Below are 21,305 nucleotides of genomic sequence, written 5' to 3' on the forward strand. Positions count from 1 at the left end.
TAAAAGTGAAAAATTTAGAAAAAGTATACGATCCTAATCATGTAGAAGACAGGCTTTATAAAAAGTGGATGGATAAAGGATATTTTCATGCAGAAGTAGATTCTGAGAAAGAACCTTTTACCATAGTTATCCCACCGCCTAATATTACAGGTCAGCTTCATATGGGGCATGCACTTGATAATACTTTACAAGATATTCTAATAAGATATAAGCGTATGCAGGGTTTTAATGCACTTTGGATGCCTGGTACTGATCATGCAAGCATTGCAACAGAAGTAAAGATTGTAGAGCAACTTGCAAAAGAAGGCATTTCAAAAGAAGACTTAGGAAGAGAAGGGTTTTTAGTTAAGGCTTGGGAGTGGAAAGAGCAGTATGGCGGACGTATTATCGAGCAGCTTAAAAAGTTAGGAACCTCATGTGATTGGGAAAGAGAACGTTTTACAATGGATGAGGGACTTTCACACGCAGTACAGGAAGTGTTTATTAAGTTACATGAAAAAGGCTATATTTACAGAGGGGCTAGAATCATTAATTGGTGTCCTGTATGTGGCACGTCTATTTCTGATGCAGAAGTAGAGCATACTGAAAAAGAAGGGAATTTTTATCATTTAAGATATCCTATTGCAGGTTCAAGTGAATTCATTAATCTTGCAACGACAAGACCAGAAACACTGCTTGGTGATACTGCGGTAGCTGTTAATCCAAAAGATGAAAGATATGCACATTTAGTAGGTAAGATGGTTATGCTGCCTCTTATGAACAAAGAAATTCCTATTATTGCAGATGATTATGTAGATATGACATTTGGAACAGGGGTTGTTAAAATTACACCAGCCCATGACCCTAATGATTTTGAAGTAGGTATGCGTCATCAATTGCCACAAATATGTATATTAAGTGATGATGGTAAAATGAATGAACTTGCAGGTAAATATGAAGGGCTTGATCGTTATGAAGCAAGGAAGGTAATTGTAGCAGATCTTGAAGCACAAGGCTTTCTTGTTAAAGTGGAACCTCACAATCATAATGTAGGAACACATGATCGCTGTAAATGTATTATAGAGCCTATGATAAAAGCGCAATGGTTTGTTAAAATGGAAGAAATGGCAAAGCCTGCAATTCGTGCACTTCACGAAGGAGACCTACGTTTTGTACCTGAAAGGTTTGGCAAAACTTACCTTCATTGGTTAGAAAATATAAGAGACTGGTGTATTTCACGTCAGCTTTGGTGGGGACACAGAATACCTGCTTACTACTGCGCAGATTGTGGTGAAATTATTATCTCAAGAGAAAAGCCGTCTAAATGCAGCAAGTGTAGCAGCAGTGAACTTACTCAAGATGAAGATACATTAGACACATGGTTTAGTTCAGCACTATGGCCTTTTTCAACACTCGGTTGGCCAGAAAATACTAAAGAACTAGATTATTTCTATCCAACAAGTGTGCTTGTTACAGGATATGACATTATCTTTTTCTGGGTAGTACGTATGGTATTCTCAGGGCTTGAGCAAATGGGTGAAGTACCTTTTAAGGATGTATTTATTCATGGGCTTGTAAGAGATTCAGAGGGACGTAAAATGAGTAAGTCATTAGGAAATGGAATAGATCCCCTTGAAGTTATTGAAAAATATGGGGCAGATGCCCTTAGACTTACGCTAGTTACCGGCAATGCTCCGGGTAATGATATGCGTTTTTACTATGAAAGGGTTGAAGTTAATCGTAATTTTGGCAATAAACTATGGAATGCGACACGTTTCATTCTTATGAATTTTGAAGAAGAAGATATAAACTTAGAAATTCAGATGAAAGATCTTACATCAGCGGATAGATGGATTCTTTCAAAAGTTAATGCCTTGGCTAAAGAGATTACTGATAATATGGATAAATATGAGTTAGGTATAGCTGTTCAAAAGTTATATGATTTTGCGTGGGAAGAATTTTGTGATTGGTATATCGAGATGGTGAAACCACGTCTTTATAATAAAGAAGATCTATCAAGGCCAGCTGCATTATGGACACTTAAAACAGTTATGATTAATGTTTTAAAAATGCTTCATCCTTATATTCCGTTTATTACAGAAGAGATATTTATGAGTCTTCAAGAAAAAGAAGAAAGTATTATGATTTCTTCTTGGCCGGTGTTTAATGAAGCATGGCATTTCTCTTCAGATGAACAAGAAATTGAGCTCATTAAAGGTGCTGTCCGTAACATTCGTAACTTAAGAAGTGAAATGAATGTACCTCCATCAAGAAAAGCGAAAGTGATTGTTGTATCAGAAGAAGCAAAAATACTAGATGTTTTTGAAAGAGGGAAAGTGTTCTTTAGTGTACTTGCATCCGCATCTGAAGTGGTTATTCAAAATAATACAGCCCAAATAGCATCAGATGCAGTATCTACTATTATCCCAGATGCAACTTTATATATTCCTTTTGCGGATCTTGTAGATTTACAGAAAGAGTTAGAAAGACTCACAAAGGAAAGAGAGAAGTTAGAAGCTGAAGTAGACCGTGTGAATAAAAAACTCTCTAATGAGGGCTTTGTTGCAAAGGCACCTGCAAAACTTATAGAGGAAGAAAAAGCAAAACGAACAAAGTATGAGGCGATGCTAAATGTTGTAATAGAGCGTATTAATAGTCTTAATCAATAACAAGCATAGAAAGATAGATAAGTGCATAAGCTTATCTATCTTTTTGGTATATATGGATTACACAAATTAAGTGTATGATGTATTTTAATTTTGCATTTTTTATATTAAAAGCATATAATTATTAATAGATAAATCTATATATTCAATATCGTTTATAAATAATATAGAAAAACAATTTTAAAAACAACGTAAAAGTTTTATTTAATTTTCTTTAGGTATAAATAGATCAAAAAACATCTTTAATACTTTACGCAATGGGGAGTGTCGTATGAATAATATTTTATATGTAGGAGTGGATGTTGGATCAACAACTATCAAAGTAGTCTTTTTGAATGAAAGTGGAAAAACTATATATTCTAAGTATGAAAGACATTATTCAGATGTCAGAAATACATTTATAAAATTTTTAAAAGAAAGCTACATAAGCCTTGGAGAATATGAGATAAAACCTATTATTACTGGTTCCGGAGGCATTGAAATAGCCAATATTATGGGTATAAAATTCATACAAGAAGTTATATGTTGTACGGAAGCTGTTGAAGCTTATACAAATAGTGTAGATGTGGCGATAGAACTTGGTGGAGAAGATGCTAAAATTACTTTCTTAAAAGGTACATTAGAACAAAGAATGAATGGTACCTGTGCAGGAGGAACCGGAGCCTTTATAGATCAAATGGCTACATTATTACAGACTGATGCTATAGGGCTTAATGAACTTGCAAAAAATCATAAAGTTATTTATCCTATTGCAGCTAGATGTGGTGTGTTTGCGAAAACAGATATACAGCCTTTAATTAATGAAGGCGTTGCAAAAGAAGATATTGCGGTTTCTATTTTTCAGGCTGTAGTTAATCAAACCATTAGCGTTTTAGCTTGTGGCAAAGTGATTGAAGGAAAAGTTGCTTTTTTAGGAGGGCCTCTTTGTTTCTTATCTGAACTTAGAAAAAGATTTATTAAGACTTTGAAACTTACAGAGGACGAAGTGATTGTACCTGAAAACCCAGAATTATTTGTAGCATTAGGGGCCGCCTTATTAGCTAAACAAAGCACTAAGATTTCTTTCAAGATGCTTATTCAGAAACTCGAAGACGTTAAAGATACATTATCTGTAAAAAATACGCTTCAACCTTTATTTGATAAGGACGAAGATATTAAGAAGTTTCAACAAAGACATCAGCAGCATAAAGTAAAAAGACAAAGTTTAGCCAACTATAAGGGAAAGATTTTCTTAGGAATAGACGCTGGGTCTACTACAACCAAAATAGCACTTATAGATGAGATGGGTAATTTACTTTACTCTTATTACGGGAGTAATCAAGGCGATCCTTTAAAACTTGTTTTTAGACAGCTGACAAAGCTATATCATGAGATCTCAAATAAAGCCTCCATAGCCTATTCTTGTGTAACAGGTTATGGAGAGGCTTTAATTAAAAATACATTTCAAGTAGATTTTGGAGAAGTTGAGACTATTGCACATTATACAGCTGCTGAAAACTTTGTTAAGGGTGTAAATTTTATCTTAGATATAGGTGGGCAAGATATGAAATGTATTAAGATAAAAGATGGCATCATTCAATCAGTTATTCTCAATGAGGCATGTTCTTCAGGATGCGGTTCATTTATTGAAATGTTTAGTAATTCTTTAGGCATGAATATAGAAGCCTTTGGATTTGAAGCCCTTAGTGCACGTAATCCGGTTGATTTAGGAAGCAGATGTACTGTATTTATGAATTCTAAGGTCAAAGAGGCTCAAAAAGAAGGAGCTACAATAGGTGATATTTCAGCGGGGCTGTCTTACTCGGTCATCAAAAATGCTTTGTATAAGGTTATTAAGTTGAGGAATGTCAATGAAATAGGTGATAAAATTGTTGTGCAGGGTGGGACTTTTTATAATGAAGCCATTTTAAGGGCATTTGAAATGATATTAGAAAAAGAGGTTGTAAGACCGGATATAGCGGGACTTATGGGAGCTTATGGCGCAGCACTTTTAGCAAAGAAAAGATATACAATAGGACCAAGTACTCTGTTGAACGGAGATCAAATCGATGCCCTTAAAGTCATTAAAAAGCCCTCACGCTGCAAAGGATGTGAAAATAAGTGTTTATTAACGATAAATGAGTTAAGTGATGGCAGACGTTTTATATATGGGAACAAGTGTGAAAAAATGAATCAAGACATCATAAGCACACAGACAGTTCCAAATTTATATGAGTATAAATATGAAAAGATCTTTAACAGAAAACCTTTAAAACCAGACCAAGCAAAAAGAGGGGTAGTAGGCATACCGAGAGTGTTAAATGTTTATGAAAATTACCCATTTTGGCATGCGTTTTTTACAACATTATTATTTAATATACAACTTTCTTCACGGTCCACAAAAGATTTATACGAGAAAGGCATTGCCACTATCCCGTCTGAGTCAGCATGTTATCCTGCTAAAATAACTCATGGGCATATTGTTGATTTGGTTGAAAAGGATGTTCAATTTATATTTTATCCTTCAATTCCCTATGAAATTAAAGAAGATAAAGCATGTGATAATCATTATAATTGTCCAATTGTTACATCTTATCCGGAAGTGATTAAAAATAACGTTGATATATTGAGAATGAAAAATATAGATTTTAAATCTCCTTTTTTAAATTTTGACTCTAAATCATCTATGGTTAAACAACTTTATGAAACACTTAAGGGGTTTGGAATTTCCAGAAGAGAGATAAAATATGCAGTAGAAAAAGGTTATGAGGCGATAGATGCCTTTAAAAAGGATATCCAGAAAAAAGGAGAAGAGACCTTAGCATACATCCATGAAAAGCAGATTCAAGGTATTGTTGTAAGTGGCAGACCCTATCATATAGATCCGGAAATTAATCATGAACTCACACGTATTATTACCTCAGAAGGATTAGCGGTGTTTACAGAGGATGCTATAGCGCACTTGGGGCAGATAGAGAGACCTCTTAGGGTAGTTGATCAGTGGAGTTATCATAACAGATTATATCGTGCTGCCAGTTTTGTAGCGGAACAAGCAAATCTGGAACTTATACAATTAACCTCTTTTGGATGTGGCTTAGATGCGGTTACCTCAGAGCAGGTACAGGAAATACTAGAAAAGGCAGGCAAAATTTATACGCTTATTAAGATCGATGAGGGTAATAATGTGGGCGCAATTAAAATAAGAATTCGATCCCTTAAAGCTGCAATGATAGAACGAAAAAAATCTCATATACAGTGCCCTGACTTAAATGAAGCGCCAAAAGTTATTTTTACAAAAAAAATGCGTAAAAAGCATACTATCTTAGCACCACAGTTGTCGCCTATACACTTTCAGTTTGTTGAAGAGGCATTTAATACTTCAGGGTATCAGGTGAAAGTTTTAAAAGAAGCGGATTACTTAGATATTGAAGAAGGGTTAAAGTATGTTAATAATGATGCGTGTTATCCGGCTGTTATGGTTGTGGGGCAGCTTATTAGAGCGCTTAAGAGTGGAGAATATGACAGAGAGAATACTTCACTTATTATTACTCAAACAGGAGGAGGCTGTAGAGCATCAAATTACATAGGTTTTTTAAGAAAAGCATTACAAGACTGTGGTTTTTCAAAAATACCTGTAATTTCTTTGAATGCAGGAGGTATCGAGGAGCATCCAGGAATGGTTCTTACGACAGCGCTCATGCATAAAGCGATTTTGGCATTGTTATATGGTGATTTGCTCATGCGCGTTTTATACCGTGTAAGACCCTATGAAAAGGATAAAGGGTCAGCAAACAGTCTTTATAATAAATGGGTAAAATTATGCAAGCAGAATGTGAGTAATGGGAGTAAGAAAGTTTTCAAAAGAAATATACAACAAATTGTTAGAGAATTTGATCAGCTAGAAACAATAGATGTCAGAAAACCTCGAGTAGGATTGGTAGGAGAAATCTTGGTTAAGTTTCATCCAGATGCTAATAATAAAGCGGTAGAACTTATAGAAAGTGAAGGGGGAGAAGCTGTAATGCCGGATCTTATCGACTTTTTTCTATATTGTGCTTACAATCAGAAATTTAAGTATCAGTTTTTAGACAAGTCGTTTACAAGCCTTTTGGGAGGAAATATAGCTATTGCCTATTTAGAAAATAAAAGAAGGTATATTAAAAAGATACTGGCGGGAAGTAAGCGTTTTACACCACCCCATACTATAGATTATCTGGCTCAAATGGCGCATAAGGTGATGTCTCTAGGACATCAAATGGGAGAAGGGTGGTTTCTGACAGGGGAGATTATCGGTTTATTAGAAGAAGGCATTAATAATGTTATATGTATGCAGCCTTTTGGATGTTTACCTAACCATGTTACAGGAAGAGGTATGGTTAAAGAACTTAAAAATATTTATCCGAAATCCAATATTGTTACAGTTGACTATGACCCTGGTGCTTCTCAAGTTAATCAGCTTAACCGTATTAAGCTGATGCTTGCGACTGCTTTTAAAAACATATAAAGTAGATTCTAAAATATCTTTAAGCCGTATATTGCACTATATACTGTTTAAAGATATTTTTTATGGGATTTAAATTGTCATATTTTTTAAACAAAATGTATATATATGGTAATAGACATACATTATGATAAAGAAAGCGGGGAGAAGCGTATGAGGCACCAATACTATAACAAAGATATGGACAAGCTTTTGGATGAGCTGAATGTAGACAAGCTCAAAGGTCTGTCTAATAAAGAAGCTTGTAATAGATTAGAACAATATGGAAGCAATGCATTTAGTAAACTCAAAGAAAAAAGTATGCTGCAGGAAATAAGAGAGATTCTTACAGGACAGCTTATTGTAATCTTACTCATTGCAGCAGGTATTAGTTTTTTGATTAGAGAATATGAGGATGGCATTGGTATATGCTTAGCAGTATTAATAGGGAGTGGAATAGGTCTGCTAACTGAGAATAGATCTAAAAAGGCGGCCGAAGCACTCAGTAAAATGACAGAAGACATTTCAGTAAAAGTACTACGCAATGAACATAAAGTTTTAATCCACAAAAGTGAGATTGTTCCAGGTGATATTGTATATCTTGAAAGTGGAGACAGGGTGCCGGCAGATGGCAGAATTATAGAGTCAATAGATCTTAAAGTAAGAGAAGATATGCTTACGGGAGAATCAGATGATGTAAGTAAGAAACCAGGTGTTGTGCAAGCAGAAGTTTTAACAATTGGAAAAGAGACAGTGGTTCAGGATCCTGTCCCAGCTAAGCAGTACAATATGTTGTTTGGCGGCACGCTTATAGCGCTTGGAAGTGCGAAAATGGTGATTACAACCACTGGAGATCATACAGAAATGGGATGTATTGCTAAGGCACTGGGGGATAAAGAAGAAGATACACCGCTTGAGATTAAAATGGATGGGCTTGGAAAAACTATTTCTAAGGTATCGACTGGTATTGCAAGCATGCTTTTTATATACATGCTCATACAAATTATACAGGCAAGTTCTATTAAATTAGTTTTTACAAGTTTTAAAGCCTTTCTTGATGGACTACGCCCAGTAATAATAAGCTTCCCGGAAATAAAAACGGCATTTATTGTATGTGTTGCACTAATTGTTGCAGCGGTTCCGGAGGGGCTTCCGACTATGATTAATATTACACTTGCCATTACCATGAAGCAAATGGCAAAAATAAATGTATTAGTCAGAAAAAAAGAAGCTTGTGAAACGATTGGTGCTGTAAGCGTTATATGTAGTGATAAAACGGGGACGCTTACACAAAATAGGATGAAAGTATCAGAAATCTATATTGAGGGAAACTATCATGCGAGTAAGGCTATTGACGGCTATCAGTATTTCTTAGACAATTGTATGCTTAACGGCACGGCAGATATTGAAAAGTATAGAGGAGAAGAAAAGTATATAGGAAGTGCGACAGAATGCGCCTTATTAGCTTTGTGTGAAGATTATAATTATAGAGAACGGAGACGTCAGACCAATATTGTTAAACAAATACCCTTTTCCTCTCAAAACAAATATATGCTTACTGTTATACTTAAACAAGGAGCTTACCAAATTCTATCAAAGGGAGCACCAGAAGTTATACTAAAACAATGTAGTTTTGAAAACATGAATGGCCAAGTGAAGCCATTAACTAAAAGCAGAGTAAAGGAAATTCTATATCACATTGAGCTGCTCCAATCTGAGGCGCGACGTGTTCTTGCTTTTGCCCATCAGCAAGTCCCTCAAGAAAAAAATATACTGCAGGAAGGTGATCTTGAGAGGCAACTTATTTTCGATGGATTTGTAGGGATTAATGACCCGTTAAGAGAAGGGGTAAAAGAAGCGATTGCTATAGCTAAAGAGGGTGGCATAGAAACTAAAATGCTAACAGGAGATAACATTCAAACAGCTAAGGCGATTGGTAAAGAAATAGGGCTGGTTGGGCCGGGGTTAAGAGCTGTGGAGGCTACTTATATCGATACGCTGAGTGAAGAAGAACTCATTAAAGAAGTAAAACATATTGCGATTGTTGCAAGGTCTAAACCGGATACTAAAATGCGCATTGTACAAGCTCTACAAAAATCGGGTGAAGTTGTTGCTGTAACAGGAGATGGAATTAACGACGCACCAGCTCTTGCAAAAGCAGACGTAGGCATTGCTATGGGGATTGCAGGAACAGAAGTAAGTAAAAATGCAGCAGATATTATTTTAACAGACGACAGTTTTAATACAATTGTAGAAGCTATCAAATGGGGGCGCGGGATTTATAATAATTTTCAAAGGTTTATTCAATTTCAGTTGAGCGTTAATATTATAGCATTTTTGATTGCCATTATAAGTCAGCTTATGGGGTATGAAATGCCATTTACTACTATTCATTTATTATGGATTAACATTATTATGGATGGACCTCCGGCCTTAGCACTTGGGCTAGAACCTATTAGAGCAAGTGTTATGAAAAGAAAACCTATCAGGAGAGATGCCAATATCATCAATTCATTTATGATTAGAACGATTCTTATTAATAGTCTCTTTATAACAATATTACTTTTTATGCAGATTCAGTGGAATTTTTTAGGTGTTTCTGGGCAGACAGCTGAGAAGCAAACAGTCCTTTTTAGTTTGTTTGCATTTAGCATCTTATTTAATGCACTCAACTGCCGAGAGTTTGGAACGGGAAGTATTTTCCCTAATTTCTTTAAAAATAAACTAGCACTAAGAATCATTGTTTTTACAGCCAGCCTACAAATTATTATTACGCAATACAGTGGGGCGTTCTTTAACACTACACCTCTTTCAGCACAGATGTGGATTAAAATTATAGCGTGTGCATCTTTGGTTGTTATTGGTAATGAAATGATTAAATATTTTTTAAGAGCAGCAAAGCGGTCAGCAAAGACGGCAGTAAAGCATGCAAGAAGCATTTATGTGCAGTCTAATAAAGGCTAGTAAGAATGAGGAGAAGTAGGCAATTAAGATTTGCAACGTAGAGAATAAGGTGTAAATACATAAATACCCTATAAAAAGTACGCATGAAGTACATTTTATAGGGTATTCTTATACTGTTAGGTATTTAGTGCTTATGATCTTGACAATTACAGTTATGATGATTAGATTGAGGTTCATACTCATTTTCTTCTAGAACATGACTCAGATACATGGCTGCGGTAAAGCTTTGATGCCTATTGGAAGTAGGGCTAAAAGCCTGCTGCATATAGATACTAAAACTTTTAGAAGACATTATAAATGGAATGGTACTTATAAAGTATTGCATTCTAAGTTTACGTTGGGCAGCTGGTAACTGTAAAAGGTGCAGTTTAAGTTTTGCTGAGAAATTATCAAAAACTGCAATGATATCAGGTGCAGGCTGTGGATTTTTTTGAATGGCAAAGCCAAAAATATGACTCGCATCAACGGATAAATAAGTATGCATGAGTGTAAACAAAGGATCTAATGTTTCATTCTCAGATACTTTTTGATATTTTATTTTCAGACTGTCTTTTATTTCACGGACTTGATCAGGCAGGGTGGATAAAAATAATTCTTTATTTTCATCTGAAATTAAAATATCTTTTAAGGTATAGTAAAGATCATAAAAACTAATATGCAGTGTTGTAAGTGTTTTGAAATCCAGATCTTCTAGTAGAAGAAGACTCGCAAGCGCACCTGTTAGCTTATAAAGTGTATTCAACATCTGAAGTGAGGTGACTATAGTTTCTCCAAGAAGATCAGCATTTTCATAGAAGTCCTCTGTATGCACTTCCTCATTTAATTCTGAAAGGGTAACCGCAATATCATTGAAATCTTCACCAAAAGAAGGGCATAGATGTCCGTCGAAAAGCTGTTCGAGTACAGAGGTGAGTAATACTGCATTTTCATAGTTATCCTCTATAGCAATAAATTCAATGCTTTTTTTCACATAACTTAAATAATTTTCTTTTGTCATTCTAATCGGTATATAAGGCAAAAGCAAAGAAGCTCTTTCTTGTTTAGTATGCATATCAGTTGCATCAAATATAAAACTTACACAATCAGAGCTTAACTGATTGAAATCTATGGATGCTATTTGTTCTTCTATTAACTTTGGGAACTCACCTGATAGATCAGATATATTTTGAGTGAAATTTAAATGAGTCGTTAAGTGGTGTAATTCTCTTTGATAGGCGTTTAATACACGGTATTTTCTCTCTAGAACTTTTCTGATTTCAAGAATTTGAGAGGCATAAGTCTCTTTTGAAGTAGCATTCTCAGCAAATATTTCGGGAAGTTCTAAAAAAATATTTTTTAAACGATTGATAATATCTGATGTTTCTTCATCCAGATAGTTGATTGAGGTATATAAAGTATTATTTAGAAGTGCTAAATATTCATCAATATACTTAATATATGAATAAGACAAACTAATAAATAATTGATTTTCATTTTGATTCACAAGTCAAAACTCCTTTTTCTTTTTATATTAAGGATATACAATTTTTTTAAAGATAGCAAGTCTATGTATGTATTTGTTGTAAAAAAATGGATATCGTTATTGAAAAAATATTAAAAATAGTTTAGTATAATATAAAGAGGTGAAAAATTATGGAATTTAATATAACGTTAATTAATGAACAATTATCTAGACTTGAAAAAGGGGATTGTAAAGATCCGCATAGTATATTGGGGATGTATACTAAAAATGATAATAATCGGACAAGCCTTATGGTAAGAATTTTTTGCCCCACAGCGTGCAGTGTGACGCTCGTACATATGGGAGACAGTGCTAAAAGATATATACTCACACCGAATGGTACACAGGGTATTTTTGAAGGGGAATTAAAAAAAAGAAAAAATAAGTTTTTATATAAGCTTCAATGTAAGGATAGTGAGGGAAATAGATGGTCTTATGTAGATCCTTATCAATTTGAAACGAGTTTTTTAGAAGATGAGCTTGATACATTTCAGATGGGTACAAACTTTCAAATGTATAATAAGTTAGGCGCAAACTTTAAGGAGATTAATGGTGTATGGGGTGTTAGCTTTGCTGTTTGGGCACCTCATGCTAAAAGGGTTAGTGTAATAGGGGGCTTTAATAATTGGGATGGTAGAAGACATCCTATGCGTCTCATCGAGAAATATGGTATATGGGAAATTTTTATTCCGGGTATTGAGGAGATGGAAGTTTATAAATATGAGATTAAAACGCAAGACGATATTCTTTTATATAAAGCTGATCCTTATGCAAAATACGGTCAAATCAGACCAGATAATGCATCAGTTGTTTACAACCTTAATAAGTATAAATGGAAAGATAAAAAGTGGCTGGAGAAGAGAAGGCAAAAAGCATATTATAAAGAGCCTGTATCTATTTACGAAGTGCATATTGGTTCATGGAAAAGACATCCTGACGGCGCTTTTTATACCTATAAGGAAGCTGCTGATGAGCTTGCTAAGTATATTAAAGAGATGGGGTATACCCATGTAGAGCTTATGGGGATTATTGAACATCCATACGATGGCTCTTGGGGGTATCAAGTCACGGGATACTTTGCACCAACCAGCAGATATGGTACGCCGGATGATTTTAGGTACTTTATAGATACGATGCATAAGCATCAGATAGGCGTAATATTGGACTGGGTACCTGCGCATTTTCCAAAAGATGCATTCGCCCTTGAAAAGTTTGACGGAGAAGCTTTATATGAACATGTGGATGAAAAACAAGCACATCACCCGCATTGGGGAACGCTTATCTTTGATTATGGAAAACCTCAAGTTGATTTATTTCTTATTGCCAGTGCACTTTCTTGGCTGGAGAATTATCATATAGATGGTTTAAGGGTTGATGCAGTAGCCTCTATGCTTTATTTAGATTATGGAAGAGAAGGAGACTATGTCCCTAACCGATATGGTGGCAGAGAAAATCTAGAAGCGGTGGAGTTTTTTAAAAAACTTAATAAAGAAGCCTATAGTCAATTTCCAGGCGTTATGATGATTGCAGAAGAATCTACGTCATGGCCAAAAGTATCACATCCAGTTGATGAGGGTGGACTAGGCTTTGGGTTTAAGTGGAACATGGGATGGATGAATGATTTTTTAAGTTATATGAAAATAGATCCTTATTTTAGAAAATATAATCATGAGAAGATTACATTTAGTTTGATGTATGCTTTTAGTGAAAACTTCATTCAAGTTTTATCTCATGATGAAGTGGTTCATGGGAAGAGCTCAATGATTTATAAAATGCCAGGCAACGACTGGCAGAAGTTTGCAAATTTGAGAGCTGCATATGGCTATATGTTTATGCATCCTGGCAAAAAGATGTTATTTATGGGAAATGAATTCGCTCAAACGACGGAGTGGAATGAAGGGAAAGAATTAGATTGGGGGCTTATTGTGAATAAACCCCATGCTTGTATCTTGCAATATGTTAAAGATCTTAACAAGCTTTATAAAACCAATAGATGTCTATGGGAGCTCGGTAATGGCTATGATAATTTTGAATGGATAGATTGTGATAATAAAGATCAAAGTATTATCTCTTTTATTCGAAAAGGACTCCAGATTAAAGATAAACTTATTATAGTTAGTAATTTTACCCCTGTGTCGTATACAAACTATCGTATTGGTGTTCCAGATCATGCCACCTACACAGAAGTCTTAAATAGTGATGATTTATGTTACGATGGCACTGGCATGATAAACGGCACAATAGATTCAGACAGGATACCGTGGCATGGCAAATCTTGCAGTATAGAAATAAAGATCCCGCCTTTAGGCATATGTGTTTTTAAAATAGAAAAACTACTTAAAATAGTTTGATTTGCTGTTTGTCTTAATGTAAAATAGGTAATACTTCTAATAAAAAAGGAAGTATAATTCATGTATCTTATCAGACAAGTATTTAATCCTATTGAAAATCTAGATGATATGTATATTTATGAATCTATAGATGAGTTATGGCAGCTTAACCAAATTATTAAAGTAAGAGACAGCAGAAGTTTGGCTAAGTTACTTGGATATAGTACGATATATTTCGATTATGCTATTATAAAATTTAATAGGATTTATCGTAATACTTTTTATTACCTATATCCTCGTATCAAAGTTATTATAGATAAAAAAGATGTTGTTGACGTTTTTAAATCTATTACAAATCCGCAGGATGAAGCTTATGAGGAAGCAGCAGCTATAGTAGAAACTCAAGCGGATAAGCAGTGTTCTAAAGAAGTATTAGACTATTTTATATATCATTTTTATACGATGACATCCAAACAAGATGCCATTAAGCATTATGAACTCTGGCAGACTTATGTGCCGCTTAATGATAAAAAAATAGGCAGCTTTGTAAGTCTCATGGAAATTTATCTTGATGAGATTACAAACTACTTTGATAAACCACAGACGATGCTTTGATGTTTTAGTTTTTCTATGGCTATAAGTCAATAAAAAGCAAGCTTTCCTATCACACGGGAAGCTTGCTTTTTATTGACTCGTAATAGATTTATTTCTTACTTAAGTGGTACTTTAATTTAAATACAATACTATACATGACATGATTATATTTTATTCGGGCTGAGTCAGAAATACCCTTGCCTTATCAATATGAGAGCAGACAGCTTGCATACTAGGACCACCTTTTACTTGGCGTTCATTAACGCATGTTGCTAAAGAGATTGCTTCATAAATATCATCTTCAAATATAGGATGAATGGACTGATAAACCTCAAGAGGAAGCTCTTCTAGAGAAATATTTTCTGTGACACAATGTAAAACAAGCTTTCCAATAACTTCGTGAGCATCTCTAAAAGCTAAACCTTTTTTTACAAGATAATCTGCAGCATCCGTAGCATTTGTAAAACCACCTGCAGCTGCCTTATACATATTTTTATCACAAACATGCATAGTTTTAATCATTTGATTAAATATAGGTAAACACATTTTAAGCGTATCAATACTATCAAAAATACGTTCTTTATCTTCTTGCATATCTTTATTATAAGCTAAGGGGAGCCCTTTCATAGTGGTCAGAAGACTTATTAGATTGCCGTAGACTCTGCCGGACTTGCCGCGTACAAGCTCGGCAATATCAGGGTTTTTTTTCTGTGGCATAATAGAACTGCCTGTACTATAGGCATCATCTAATTCGATAAAACGAAACTCATGAGAGCTCCACAAAATAATTTCTTCACTAAAACGGCTAAGATGCATCATTAAGGTAGAGATAGTATAGAGAAGATCGAGGCAGAAATCTCTGTCAGATACACCATCTAGGCTATTTTCGCAAAGACTGTCAAATGCTAAAGACTCAGCAACAAAATCTCGATCTAGGGGATAGGTAGTTGTTGCAAGCGCACCGCTTCCAAGAGGAAGGGCATTTGTCATAGTATACGTGAAAGTTAGACGTTTGTAGTCTCGTTTAAGCATTTCGAAATAAGCCATGAGATGATGCCCGAAAGTAATAGGCTGTGCACGCTGCAGATGGGTATAACCGGGCATAATGGTAGCTGTATGCTGAGCGGCAATACTTACTAAAGTATCCATTAAACTTAAAAGCATCGTTTTAAGTTCAGTAATTTCATCACGCACATACATTCTAACATCAAGTGCAACTTGATCATTACGGCTTCTTCCGGTATGCATTCTCTTAGCAACATCACCTATTCTGTCAATAAGTAATGATTCGATATTCATATGAATATCTTCCATCTTTTCATTAAAAACGACTGTTCCTTTTTCAATATCTGACAAGAGGTCTAACAAACCTTGCTCGATGAGCTTGCCATCATCAACAGATATAATATTTTGCTTAGCAAGCATCGCAACATGCGCTATGCTGCCAAGAATATCATGTTTGTAAAGCCTAGCATCAAATGATATTGAAGAATTAAAATGATCTGTTAAAGTATCAGTTTCTTTAGCAAATCTTCCGCCCCATAATTTCATATGTGTCCTCCTTGTTTGTGGGTGTTTATTCATCTTTAATACAACAAAAGATATCTATAGAGATATCTTTTGTTGTCTATTTTATAAATGGTTTAAATTATTTTTGGTCTCTGTTTTGCTGCATAAGTGCTCTTACACGTAATGGAAGTCCGTATAGTGTAATAAAACCACCGGCATCTTTATGATCATATAGATCTCCGGTTGTAAAACTAGCTAAATCTTCGCTGTAAAGAGAGAAAGGTGATTGAGTCCCTTGTGGAATGATATTACCTTTATAAAGCTTAAGTTTTACTTCGCCTGTTACCACTTTTTGAGTGTTTTCAACAAAAGCTTGAAGTGCCTCGCGAAGCGGTGTAAACCATTTACCGTTATAAATAAGATCTGCAAATTCAATTGCTACACCTTGTTTGAAACGATAAGTTTCGCGATCTAAAGTTAAGTGCTCAAGTTCTTCATGTGCTTTGTAAAGTATAGTACCACCTGGCGTTTCATATACACCACGGGATTTCATGCCAACAACTCTGTTTTCTACGATATCTTCTATACCAATACCGTTTGCACCACCAAGCTCATTCAATTTTTCAAGTAAGCTGGAAGGCTCCATAGCTATTCCGTCTAAATGAGTCGGAATCCCCTGTTCAAAAGTTAAGGTGATAATAGTAGGTGCATCTGGAGCTTTTTCTGGAGAAACACCTAATTTTAATAAAGTATCATAGCTTGGTGCATTCCATGGGTCTTCAAGCTCTAGACCTTCGTGAGAGATATGCCACATATTACGGTCGCGGCTATAGCTGTCTTCTTTTTTCATTGGAACAGGAAGTCCTCTTTCCTCAAGGTAGGCTATTTCCTCTTCGCGGGATGAGATGTCCCATATACGCCATGGCGCAATAACTTTAAGATGAGGTGCAAGTGCTGCAATACCAAGTTCGAAACGAATTTGATCATTGCCTTTTCCTGTACAGCCGTGACAAATAGCGGTAGCTCCTTCTTTAAGTGCAACATTAACTAATGTTTTGGCAATAATAGCACGGGCGATAGAGGTGCCAAGATAGTATTTAGATTCATAAATAGCACCTGATTGAATCATTGGAAAAACATAATCACGCATAAATTCATCTTTTACATTTTCAACATATACTTTACTTACGCCCATAGCAAGCGCTCTTTCTTCCAGTCCTACAAGTTCAACATCTTGTCCAACATTTATACATACTGCAACAACTTCAAAGTCATAATTTTCTTTTAGCCAAGGAATAATAACAGAAGTATCTAAGCCACCAGAGTATGCTAACACAACTTTTTCTTTCATAATACAGCTCCTCCTTAAAATTTTAAATATATATAAGTATTTACGTATAATTATACATAATTAACTGTATAATTCAATACTTATCTAAAAAATATTTATGATTTACATACAGATATAGTATATATTCATTTTTAAAAGTTGTATACCTCTTTATGTAAAAATAATACAGTATAGAAAAAATGGCTGGTGTGTAGTATACTTATATTGTTTAAATAAGGACAAGGAGGAATGACAAATGTCGAATTTTTTTGATCTAGATGCACCTATATGGGCGTGGATGACCGAACTCGCAGATATTATGATGCTTTCTATTTATTGGTGGGTATGCAGTATCCCTGTTATAACAGTAGGCGCGTCAACTACATCATTATTTTATGTATTAGGTAAAAAGGCAAGAAAAGAACCTGTTTATATAACACGAGATTATTTTAAGAGCTTTAAAGAGAACTTTAAACAATCTATTCCGGTGTCTATCCTTTTAATTATTGCGTGGGTCAGTGCTGCGCTTTATGGTATGTTAGGTTTAGAGATTGCATTAAGCGGTAACATGGCGGGGATGATGAAGATTATATTTCCTTTGGCAGTTGTATTTATTTTTGAAACGATCCATATCTCTATTTATGTATGTGCAGTTTTTTCAAGATTTAATATGAAAGTCTATCATATTTTTACAACAGCTTTTATTCTTGTGCACAAACATTTATTAACAACACTTATTCATACGGTGATAATAGTAATAGGCGTAGGCTTATTTTTAAAGCTGCCTTTTTTGATTTTAATTTTGCCAGCGGCAATAGTTGGGGCTGTGTCTTATTTTATTCAACCTATTTTCACAAAATATATTGAGCAGCAAACGCCGGTCGCAGAGATTTTAAGTGAAGAATAATTATCAGTATAATAATATGAATTTTGATATAATAAATGTTATATAAAAGGACATAGCAGTTATAGCATTAATAAATATAAAATTTTAAAGCTTTATTTAAAAAAAATTCATATGAATAAGTTATAGTAGATATACTACTATAAGTGAGGTGAAGTAATGGTTGTAGATTTTATACTTAATATGTTTTTAGTTATTATACTCGTGAGTTTATTTAATCTTGTAAGATATATATTAAAAATAAGAAAAATAATGAAAATGCATAAGGATAATCCTAATATACAAGGTATTAGTATCATAAATGGAGAAATAAAAGTAATAGAAAAAGAGGGACATGGAGGAACCGCTAAAGAAAAGGTGGCAGAAGAATTTGTCCAAGATCCTATATGTGGGGCATCATTGGAGAAAAAAGAGGCTTACCGTATTTTGAAAGATGGAAAAGAACACTTTTTTTGTTCTTGGGAGTGCAGAGAAAAATTTCTAAAAGAACATCGTGTTGAAGAGGGTGAGATTTAATTACCTTCTTTTTTTATGATATGAGTACTTAAAAGTATTATATTTTTTTAAAATAGAATGTTATAATACAGGTATTGGATAAAATTAGGTGATTATCAATAGAGTATTTTAAGAGAGACAAAATAGTCAGTGGGAGAGGATTTATAGATAGGTAATCATATGACATGGAGGTGCAGATAATGAAAGCAGAAATTATAGCCATTGGTAATGAAATTGTAACAGGTAATACAGTCAATTCAAATGCAAGTTACATTGCTAAACAAATACAGACGTTAGGTATAATCCCTAAATACCATAGCGCTGTTTGTGATACAATGCAGGATATACAAGAGGTATTAAGCAAAAGCTTAGAACATGCGGATATGGTTTTTGTGACAGGGGGTCTAGGACCTACTGACGATGATTTAACCAAAGAAGCTATATGTGGTTATTTAGGGATGGAGCTTGTTATTAAAGAAGATATATGCCAAAATATTCAAGCTTTTTTTAATAAAATCGGAAGATATATGCCGGAGTGTAATAAAAAACAAGCAGCTTTTCCTAGAGATGCCTATATACTTGAAAACAAAAACGGAACAGCACCGGGCTGTATTTTGACAAAGGATAAAAAACATATTATTCTTCTTCCGGGACCTCCAAAGGAAATGAAACCTATGCTTGATGGCTATGTATTGCCTTATTTTAAAGAAAAATTAAATTGTGCTTATCATACGATTGATATTAAGTTGTTTGGTATTGGTGAAAGTGAAATGGCAGAAAGAATAGCACATTTATTAGGTGAGACTGAATATGTCAGTGTTGCCCCTTATGTAGGAGACTATGAGGTTATCGTTAGAATCACAGCGTACGGCAGTAATGAGAAACAAGCTATAGAAACGACTGAAAAAATTAAAAATAGTGTATGTGAATGTTTAGGAGAATATGTAATAGGGTATAATCAAGATACACTTGAGAATGTTATACTTGAGCTTATGAAAAAGCATCAGTATACTATTGCAACTGTAGAATCTTGTACAGGGGGCATGATTGCATCTACACTTGTCAATTGCAGCGGGATTTCTGCGTATTTTAAAGAAGGTTTTATTACGTATAGTAACGAGGCAAAGAAAAAGTATGCAGGTGTTTTAGAAGAAACCCTAATAACATATGGTGCAGTGAGTGAGCAGACAGCCAAGGAAATGGCAGAGGGAATCAGGTTAAGAACAAAAGCTGATATTGGATTATCAGCAACGGGGATAGCGGGACCAGATGGAGGCACCTCTGAAAAACCAGTAGGGCGTGTTTATATCGGAATTGCTTTTCCGGATAGAACTTATGTTTATGAACTGAATTTAAATGGCACAAGGCAGGTAATTAGAGAAAAAACAGTAAAAAATTTATTATTTCAACTATATAGAAACTTAAAATAAATTTAGACTTGATATTGCAAATAAAATTAGTTATAATAGGATTAGAACAAGTGTTCGATTACTGGAGAGGTGAAAATAATGAATAATGATTCGAAAAAAGCATTAGATGCAGCTATTTCTCAAATACAAAAGCAGTTTGGAAAAGGCTCTATTATGAAACTTGGGGAAGCAACGGAAACCAATGTATCTACATTTCCTACAGGGTCTTTAAGTCTGGATATTGCACTAGGTGTAGGGGGCGTTCCCAGGGGAAGAATTATAGAGGTGTTTGGTCCAGAATCTTCTGGGAAGACTACAGTTACATTGCATATGATAGCAGAAGTTCAACAAAAAGGAGGTATAGCAGCTTTTATCGATGCGGAGCATGCATTAGATCCAGCTTATGCCAAAAAACTTGGGGTAAATATTGATGAGTTATATATTTCACAGCCTGATAATGGTGAACAAGCTTTAGAAATTGCTGAGACCATGGTGCGTTCAGGCGCGATTGATTTAGTTGTTATTGACTCTGTTGCAGCACTTGTGCCCAGAGCAGAAATAGAAGGCGATATGGGAGATTCACATATGGGTCTTCAAGCAAGACTTATGTCACAAGCACTTAGAAAATTAACAGGGGTTGTTAATAAATCTAAATGTACTGTTATTTTCATTAATCAGCTTAGAGAAAAAGTAGGGATTACTTTTGGTAGTAATGAAACAACTACAGGAGGACGTGCACTTAAATTTTATGCTTCGATCAGGTTAGATGTGCGTAAAATAGAAACGCTAAAACAAAGTAATGAATTTATTGGAAGCCGTACCCGCGTAAAAGTTGTTAAAAATAAAGTTGCACCACCTTTTCAACAGGCTGAATTCGATATTATGTATGGTGAAGGCATCTCTAAAGAAGGTGATGTGTTAGATTTAGCTGCTAATATAGATATCGTTAATAAAAGTGGTGCATGGTACTCTTATGGAGATATTAGATTGGGACAAGGCCGAGAAAATGCAAAGATTTACCTTAAGGAACATTTGGACTTACTCGGTGAGATTGAAAGTAAAGTAAGACAGCATTATGGTATAAATGCATCGGATGAGAATGAAAGTAATGAGGATTTCGGAGAGGCTCTTTCGTTATTAGAAGAAATTGATGAATAAAAGAAGA

Annotated in this window: 12 protein-coding genes; 9 read left to right on the forward strand and 3 right to left on the reverse strand. The window is 34.7% G+C overall.

Translation table 11 applies throughout. The features are described 5' to 3' along the window. Nucleotides 1–5 precede the first annotated feature (5 nt). The 3 genes from BN3326_RS01940 to BN3326_RS01950 all read left to right on the forward strand — a co-directional run bounded on the left by BN3326_RS01940 (nucleotide 6) and on the right by BN3326_RS01950 (nucleotide 10,068). On the forward strand, nucleotides 6–2,648 hold the full coding sequence (locus BN3326_RS01940; RefSeq protein WP_069997429.1) for a valine--tRNA ligase: 2,643 nt from the start codon (nucleotides 6–8) through the stop codon (nucleotides 2,646–2,648). A gap of 268 nt (nucleotides 2,649–2,916) precedes the next feature. After that, entirely contained in the window at nucleotides 2,917–7,128 is a 4,212-nt protein-coding gene (locus BN3326_RS01945; RefSeq protein ID WP_069997430.1) for a 2-hydroxyacyl-CoA dehydratase, read from the forward strand. 105 nt (nucleotides 7,129–7,233) lie between these two features. Beyond that, the gene (locus BN3326_RS01950; protein WP_330389573.1) at nucleotides 7,234–10,068 is read left to right on the forward strand and encodes a calcium-translocating P-type ATPase, PMCA-type; all 2,835 of its coding nucleotides are present in this window, start codon (nucleotides 7,234–7,236) and stop codon (nucleotides 10,066–10,068) included. Nucleotides 10,069–10,192: 124 nt separating this feature from the next. On the opposite strand, the gene BN3326_RS01955 is transcribed toward BN3326_RS01950, so the two are convergent. Next, a complete protein-coding gene (locus BN3326_RS01955; RefSeq protein ID WP_069997432.1) occupies nucleotides 10,193–11,551 on the reverse strand; it encodes a hypothetical protein in 1,359 nt (452 codons plus the stop codon). Nucleotides 11,552–11,700: 149 nt separating this feature from the next. On the opposite strand from BN3326_RS01955, the gene glgB reads away from it, so the two are divergent. Both glgB and BN3326_RS01965 read left to right on the forward strand, forming a co-directional pair. Next, entirely contained in the window at nucleotides 11,701–13,920 is a 2,220-nt protein-coding gene (gene glgB / locus BN3326_RS01960; protein ID WP_069997433.1) for a 1,4-alpha-glucan branching protein GlgB, read from the forward strand. 60 nt (nucleotides 13,921–13,980) lie between these two features. After that, a complete protein-coding gene (locus tag BN3326_RS01965) occupies nucleotides 13,981–14,514 on the forward strand; it encodes a hypothetical protein (protein WP_069997434.1) in 534 nt (177 codons plus the stop codon). Between the two features lie 150 nt (nucleotides 14,515–14,664). On the opposite strand, the gene argH is transcribed toward BN3326_RS01965, so the two are convergent. Both argH and BN3326_RS01975 read right to left on the reverse strand, forming a co-directional pair. Beyond that, nucleotides 14,665–16,044 carry an argininosuccinate lyase gene (gene argH, locus BN3326_RS01970; protein WP_069997435.1) on the reverse strand — a complete coding sequence of 460 codons (1,380 nt, stop codon included), beginning with the start codon at nucleotides 16,042–16,044 and terminating at the stop codon, nucleotides 14,665–14,667. 97 nt (nucleotides 16,045–16,141) lie between these two features. After that, the gene (locus tag BN3326_RS01975; protein ID WP_069997436.1) at nucleotides 16,142–17,353 is read right to left on the reverse strand and encodes an argininosuccinate synthase; all 1,212 of its coding nucleotides are present in this window, start codon (nucleotides 17,351–17,353) and stop codon (nucleotides 16,142–16,144) included. 235 nt (nucleotides 17,354–17,588) lie between these two features. On the opposite strand from BN3326_RS01975, the gene BN3326_RS01980 reads away from it, so the two are divergent. The 4 genes from BN3326_RS01980 (at nucleotide 17,589) to recA (ending at nucleotide 21,298) form a co-directional block, all read left to right on the forward strand. Continuing rightward, nucleotides 17,589–18,239 carry a YesL family protein gene (locus tag BN3326_RS01980; protein ID WP_069997437.1) on the forward strand — a complete coding sequence of 217 codons (651 nt, stop codon included), beginning with the start codon at nucleotides 17,589–17,591 and terminating at the stop codon, nucleotides 18,237–18,239. A gap of 156 nt (nucleotides 18,240–18,395) precedes the next feature. Next, the gene (locus tag BN3326_RS01985) at nucleotides 18,396–18,752 is read left to right on the forward strand and encodes a YHS domain-containing protein (RefSeq protein WP_069997438.1); all 357 of its coding nucleotides are present in this window, start codon (nucleotides 18,396–18,398) and stop codon (nucleotides 18,750–18,752) included. Nucleotides 18,753–18,931: 179 nt separating this feature from the next. Then, on the forward strand, nucleotides 18,932–20,161 hold the full coding sequence (locus BN3326_RS01990; RefSeq protein WP_069997439.1) for a competence/damage-inducible protein A: 1,230 nt from the start codon (nucleotides 18,932–18,934) through the stop codon (nucleotides 20,159–20,161). Between the two features lie 78 nt (nucleotides 20,162–20,239). Beyond that, nucleotides 20,240–21,298, forward strand: coding sequence for a recombinase RecA (gene recA, locus BN3326_RS01995; RefSeq protein ID WP_171903742.1), 1,059 nt, complete (start codon nucleotides 20,240–20,242; stop codon nucleotides 21,296–21,298). The last annotated feature ends 7 nt before the right edge of the window (nucleotides 21,299–21,305 follow it).

It is taken from the genome of Cellulosilyticum sp. I15G10I2 (genome assembly GCF_900095725.1).
In the GTDB taxonomy this organism is placed as follows: domain Bacteria; phylum Bacillota; class Clostridia; order Lachnospirales; family Cellulosilyticaceae; genus FMMP01.